This is a genomic window from Calditrichota bacterium, assembly GCA_014359355.1.
Classification (GTDB): Bacteria; Zhuqueibacterota; Zhuqueibacteria; order JANLFK01; family Oleimicrobiaceae; genus Oleimicrobium.
The window spans coordinates 1-6,122 of the sequence record JACIZP010000359.1 but is presented as its reverse complement, the minus strand read 5'-3'; the positions used below and the strand labels follow the sequence as shown (position 1 = coordinate 6,122).

Sequence of the window (6,122 nt, the reverse complement as noted above, 5' to 3'; positions counted from 1 at the left end):
GCAAGGTCTGCGGGGCAAGACCGGAGTTGCGTCCGTCCACCCATCTCTTCCTGAAGCTGCGCGCGTTCCAGGAGAAACTGGAGCAGTGGTTGGCCGAAAAGACCTCTTGGAAGGACAATGTGCTCAACTACTGCCGCGGCTGGTTTGCCGAGGGGTTGGAGGACCGGGCGGTGACCCGCGATCTGCCGTGGGGCGTGCCCGTCCCCCTGCCGGGCTACGAGGGGAAGGTCATCTACGTCTGGTTCGAGGCCCCCATCGGCTACATTTCCGCCACCAAGGACTGGGCTTCCGCCACTGGCCAGCCGGAGCGCTGGCGCGATTACTGGCTCGACCCCGGTACGCGCCTGGTGCACTTTATCGGCAAGGACAATATCGTTTTCCACGCAATCCTCTGGCCGGCGATGCTCATGGGCCACGGGGAGTTCATACTCCCTGCGGACATTCCGGCCAACGAGTTCCTGAACATCGCCGGGGCCAAACTCAGCACCAGTCGCAACTACGCCGTTTGGCTGCGCGACTATTTAGAGCGCTTCGACCCAGACCCGCTGCGCTATTGGCTGGCGGCAAATGCTCCGGAAACCAAGGATGCCGACTTTACCTGGGAAGACTTTCGGCTGAAGAACAACAGCGAGTTGGCCGACATCCTGGGCAACTTTGTGAATCGCACACTCGCATTTACTCAGAGCAAATTCGGCGGAGTGGTACCAGAAGCGGGCCAACTGCAGGCAGCCGACCAGGAGATGCTCCGCCTCTTAGCGCAGGCGCCAACAACGATTGGCGATCTGTTGGAACGTTTCGAATTGCGCAAGGCGACCGCCGCCCTCATGGACTTGGCGCGGGCAGCGAACAAGTACTTCAACGACCAGGAGCCGTGGCTGACCGTGGCCTCCAGCCCTGAGCGCTGTGCGACCACCATCAACGTGTGCCTGCAGACGGTGCGCACCCTGGCCGTTGTGCAGAGCCCCATCCTCCCCTTCTCGGCGGCGCGCCTGTGGCAGATGATGGGCCTGCCCGGCCGCGTGGAGGAACAGCAGTGGGACAGCGCAGGAAATGATCCTCTGCCCGCGGGACATAGACTCTCCACCCCGGAGATTCTGTTCCGCAAGATCGAATGGGAGGAGATCGAACCGGAGATACGCAAACTGGAAGCCCAGCGGCGGCAAGAGGACAAGGAGGAAAAAGTGAGCGAGCAAGTCAGCTTCGAGGAGTTCAAGAAGGTACAGCTGCGCACAGCAAAGGTACTGGCGGCGGCACCAGTGGAGAAGACCGACAAGTTGCTGCGCCTGCAGGTCGATATCGGCGGGGAACAGCGCCAGATCGTCGCCGGCATCGCGCAGTACTATCGGCCAGAGGAACTGGTGGGCAGGACCATTGTCGTCGTGGCTAATCTGGCCCCGGCCACCATCCGTGGCGTGGAGTCCAGGGGTATGCTCCTGGCGGCGGTTGACAAGTCTGGACAGCTGGCCTTGGTGACCACCGACAAGGACCTCCCTGCTGGGGCCCAAGTGGAGTGAGCTTGGAGCTCATCGATACTCACGCTCACCTGGATTTTCCCGAGCTCGCTCAGGATGTGGCCGATGTCATTCGGCGAGCCAGGGAAGTGGGAGTGGTCTCCATAGTCAATGTGGGTGTGGATCTTGCCAGCAGCCAGGCCTCGGTGCGCCTTGCCGAGGAATATGACGGGGTGTATGCAGCGGTGGGCATCCATCCGCACGACGCCGCCACTGCCAACGAGGAGACACTCAGGGAACTGTGCAGATTGGTTCAGCACCCTAAGGTGGTGGCGGTCGGCGAGATCGGGCTGGACTATTACCGTGACCACTCCCCACGGGAGGTGCAACGCAACGTCTTCCGGCGCTTGCTGAACATGGCTGCGGAGGCGGGTTTGCCGGTCATCATCCACACGCGCCAAGCCTGGGACGATGTGCTCGCCGCCGTGCGGGAGGTGATGGGCGATTCCGGCCGCGGCGTGTTCCACTGCTTTTCCGGAGGGATAGATGGCGCCCGCGAAGTGCTGGACATGGGATTCCACGTCTCTTTCACAGGAGTGCTCACGTTCAAGAACGCCCGCGCTGTGGAGGTGTTAGCCCATGTGCCGCTGGATCGTCTGCTGTTAGAGACCGACTGCCCATTCATGGCGCCAGAACCCCACCGAGGCAGGCGCAACGAGCCGGCCTATGTGCATTTCATCGCGCAAAAGGCGGCAGAAGTCCTTGGCGTGCCGCTGGCAGAAGTGGCGCGGAGGACGACGGAGAATGCCCGGCGGCTGTTTGGGTTGACCGGCCCGGACACGTCGCCTGTGGGCTGAGTGTGCGCAGGAGCGGTCATGCCGGTGACGGGGTTGTGCCCCAAGCGCAGTTTGGGCCAACATTTCTTGGTGGATCCCAACGTGGCGCGCAAGATCGTGCGAGCCTTTGCGCCGCAGCCCGGCGACACAGTGGTGGAGATAGGCCCGGGACAGGGGGCGCTCACCGAACTGATCGCTGGTGAGGTCCGCCGGCTAATTGCCGTGGAGCTTGACCGGACGCTTGCCGCAGAGCTGGCAGAGCGGTTCAGGGGAGTCCCAGGCGTGGAGGTAGTAGAGGCGGACTTTTTGACGGTGAACTTGGGGAGGCTTGCCCCGCGGGGTGAGCGCGTGCGACTGCTCGGCAACATCCCCTACAATATCTCCGGGCCCCTCATCTTCCGGGTGCTGGAGCAAGTGGGGGTGGTCCAGGACATGATGCTCATGCTCCAGAAAGAGGTCGCGCTGCGGGTAGTGGCAAAGCCGGGCAGCAAACAATACGGGCCGCTGGCGGTGCACAGTCAGCTCGTGGCTGACGTCCGCCTCCTGTTCGAGGTGTCGCCACAGGTGTTCCGGCCGAAGCCCAAGGTCGATTCGGCCATCGTGCACTGGACCTTCTTGGCGAGCCCCCGCCTCGAGGTGGAAGACCGGGGCTTTTTCTCGAAATTTGTGCGGGCCGCCTTTGGGCAGCGACGCAAGGTGCTGAGGAACGCACTGGCCCGGACGTGTGGCAAGACTGTACTGGACGCGCTCCACGAGCCGCTGCTCGCGCGCCGTGCCGAGCAGTTGACCGTGGCGGAGCTGGTGCAGTTGAGCAACCGGCTTGCTCGTTGCATGCATGGGGAGCACAGTGGCGTTAGCCAAGACAGAGGCGATCATCCTGCGCAGCCGTAGACAGGGGGAGATGACCAAGATCCTCACCCTGTACACCAAGGCATTCGGCAAGCTAAGCCTGGTCGCTAAGGGGGCACGGAGCACCAAGAGTCGCTTCTGGGGAAGTCTGGAGCCGCCTAACCATGTGCATGTGGTCTTCTACCGCAAGGAGACGCGCGAGCTGCAGTTCCTCAGTCAGGCGGACATCGTGCACCCGTTCCTGCGGCTGCGCAGCGAGCTGGGGCGGATGACCCTCGCGTCGTTAGCCTGTGAATGGGTCTTGCGCGCCGAGGTGAGCGAGGCTCCTCAGCCAGCCCTCTTCGCGCTGCTGCTGGAGACCCTCAACGCGCTGGACAGTGCCGATCGCGGTTTGAAGAATGTGGTGCGTAGCTTTCAGGTGCACTTCTTGGAGCTGCACGGGGTAAGGCCGCAACTGGAGCGCTGCGCCCAATGCGGCGTGCACGAGGTGGACGGCCCCGTGCTCTTGGACGTAGAGGGGGGGAGGTATTTTTGCGCCCGCTGCCGACCGGCGGCAGACAGCATGAGCCAGGCGGCCTTCGCGCTGTTGCGTTGGGCGGCCCAGGTGCGGCCGGCTCAGGCAGGCAATGTCCTCGTGCCTCCAGAAACGGGAATGGAAGTGGACAAGGCACTCTACAAGTTGGCCTCCTTCCACCTGGAGCCTTTGCGTGACCTGCGGGCGCTGCAGGTGCTGGCAGAGATTGAAGATGGCCTGCGCGGGGCGCAGACGAAACAGGAGCCGCACTCCTCTGGAAAAGCAGATGAGAGGAACGATGAGCAACAGACCAGCTGATGTGATCGACAAAATTGTCTCCCTGTGTAAACGGCGGGGCTTCATTTTTCAGTCAAGCGAAATCTACGGCGGCATCACCAGCTGCTACGACTACGGCCCGCTCGGTGTCGAGCTGAAAAAGAACATCAAAGAGTGCTGGTGGAAGGCCATGGTGCAGCAACGGGACGACATCGTGGGCCTGGACGCCTCAATCCTCATGCATCCCCGGGTGTGGGAGGCCTCGGGACATGTGGAGGGCTTCCACGACCCGATGGTGGATTGCAAGCAGTGCAAGCACCGCTTTCGCGCCGACGAGGTGGAAGGCCCACGCTGTCCGGAATGCGGCGGCGAGCTGACCGAGGCCAGGCAGTTCAACCTCATGTTCAAGACGCACATGGGACCGGTGGAGGAAGAGGCCAGCATCGTCTACCTGCGCCCGGAGACTGCCCAGGGCATCTACGTCAACTTCCTCAACGTGCTCAATTCCTCGCGGAAAAAGATCCCGTTCGGCATTGCCCAAATCGGCAAAGCATTTCGCAACGAGATTACGCCGGGCAATTTCATCTTCCGCACACGAGAATTCGAGCAGATGGAGATGCAATACTTCGTCAAGCCTGGCACCGATGGCCAGTGGTTTGACTACTGGCGCGAGCAGCGCATGCAGTGGTACTACGACCTTGGCATTCGCCGGGAACGCCTGCGCTTCCACGAACATGGCAAGGACGAGCTTGCGCACTATGCAGCGCGCGCCTTTGACATTCAGTACGAGTTCCCATTCGGCTGGAAGGAGCTGGAGGGGATTCACAATCGCACCGATTTTGACCTGTCGCGGCACCAGCAGTACTCAGGCAAGGACTTGAGCTACTTCGACGACCAGACGCGGGAGCGCTATGTGCCGTACATCATCGAGACCTCAGCAGGCGTGGACCGCACACTGTTCACCTGCCTGGTTGACGCGTACGACGAGGACGTGGTAGAGGGCGAGCAAAGGGTGGTGCTGCGGCTGTCGCCGAAAGTGGCGCCCGTCAAGGCTGGCATCTTCCCGTTAGTCAAGCGCGATGGGATGCCGGAACTGGCTCACAAGATCGTCGACATGCTGCGTCCGCACTTTGTGGTGTTCTATGACGAGTCGGGGGCCATTGGCCGCAGGTACAGGCGGCAGGACGAAGCTGGGACGCCGTTCGGCATCACCGTCGATTCCCAGTCGTTGCAGGATCAGACGGTGACGGTGCGGGAACGTGACTCCATGCGCCAGGAGCGGGTGGCAATCGATCGGTTGGTGGAGTTCCTGCGCGAGCGCGTTATGTAGGCCGGGGGGGAGCTCCTAAGGCTTCTCCCTTTCCGGCGGCCGAGGGTTGGTGGCCTTTTGCGCAGCGACCATCTCGCGAAGCTTCTCCAGGATGCGCGCCACGCGCTCCCGCTCCTGCCGGATGCGCTCCAGCTCTTGTTCGGCCTGTTCTGCGGTCTGTTTCTGCCGGGCAAGTTCCCTGACAAGCGTATCGTCTGTGGGCGAGGCCTGGCGTGCCAATTGCGCGGCCTCCTCCTGGCGGAGTGCGCGTGGCTGCTTGCTGCGCAGCGTCATTTGGGCGGACACGCGGAGGCGCCATGGCGGGTAGTTGTCAAAGTCGTGACCGACACGGGGCAGGAGGGCCGAGTAGGCCGTCCGGTCGGCACCTTCGTGAAGCCTGATGTCCAAGGTCGTCCCCATTGTCAGCCACCAGGCAAGGCGATAGCTCACCGAGGGCGATAGGTAGAGGTAGTTCTCGCGGCTGTAGGCGGTAGGCGGCGGTTGCTGGATGAAGCGGTTGCCGCTCATGGCTATGCCAAAGGTGAACGGTGCGCGACGCGCACTCAGGCCGAGGGTCCAAACCCACTGCCGCGACGAGGCCCGTGCTATGGTGCTATCGGCACGTACGTCTGTAAGGCGCTTTCCCATGTCGTTGTGGTTGAGCAGGCCCAGGGAGCCGTCCACTACCATGCCGCGGGCAGGTGCGCCGGGCTCGGTGGCAATGGAGAATAGCGCGCGGGAGCATAGCTCGATGCGGCCGGCCGAGTACGGCTCCAGCACCACATTGTGGTACTTGGCCAGAGGGACGCGGGCCATGAGCTGGAGACCAAAGCGGAGGTGGCCGCTGGCAGGGCCAAACCCGGCCAGAGCTGCCGAGAGAAAGAGGT

6 protein-coding genes are annotated in these 6,122 nt (G+C 62.7%); 5 read left to right on the top strand and 1 reads right to left on the bottom strand.

Annotation, left to right across the window (positions count from 1 at the left end):
• From metG to H5U38_15085, 5 genes are all read left to right on the top strand, one after another.
• Nucleotides 1-1,514: methionine--tRNA ligase (metG, locus tag H5U38_15105; protein MBC7188352.1), on the top strand; the 1,514-nt coding region annotated here is incomplete at its 5' end.
• 2 nt (nt 1,515-1,516) lie between these two features.
• Nucleotides 1,517-2,308, top strand: coding sequence for a TatD family hydrolase (locus tag H5U38_15100; GenBank protein MBC7188351.1), 792 nt, complete (start codon nt 1,517-1,519; stop codon nt 2,306-2,308).
• 18 nt (nt 2,309-2,326) lie between these two features.
• On the top strand, nt 2,327-3,178 hold the full coding sequence (gene rsmA, locus H5U38_15095; protein ID MBC7188350.1) for a 16S rRNA (adenine(1518)-N(6)/adenine(1519)-N(6))-dimethyltransferase RsmA: 852 nt from the start codon (nt 2,327-2,329) through the stop codon (nt 3,176-3,178).
• Nucleotides 3,135-3,968, top strand: coding sequence for a DNA repair protein RecO (recO, locus tag H5U38_15090; GenBank protein ID MBC7188349.1), 834 nt, complete (start codon nt 3,135-3,137; stop codon nt 3,966-3,968). The genes rsmA and recO overlap by 44 nt, the downstream gene beginning before the upstream one ends.
• Nucleotides 3,949-5,256, top strand: coding sequence for a glycine--tRNA ligase (locus H5U38_15085; GenBank protein MBC7188348.1), 1,308 nt, complete (start codon nt 3,949-3,951; stop codon nt 5,254-5,256). Before recO ends, H5U38_15085 begins: the two co-directional genes overlap by 20 nt.
• A 15-nt stretch (nt 5,257-5,271) precedes the next feature.
• Here the strand turns inward: H5U38_15085 and H5U38_15080 are convergent.
• A partial coding sequence (locus H5U38_15080) for a hypothetical protein (protein MBC7188347.1) occupies nt 5,272-6,122 on the bottom strand: 851 nt, incomplete at its 5' end.

What these genes read in the sequence shown, in the direction of transcription:
- rsmA (MBC7188350.1), top strand. Translation starts at nt 2,327, where the DNA reads ATGCCGGTGACGGGGTTGTGCCCCAAGCGCAGTTTGGGCCAACATTTC.
- H5U38_15085 (MBC7188348.1), top strand. Translation starts at nt 3,949, where the DNA reads ATGAGCAACAGACCAGCTGATGTGATCGACAAAATTGTCTCCCTGTGT.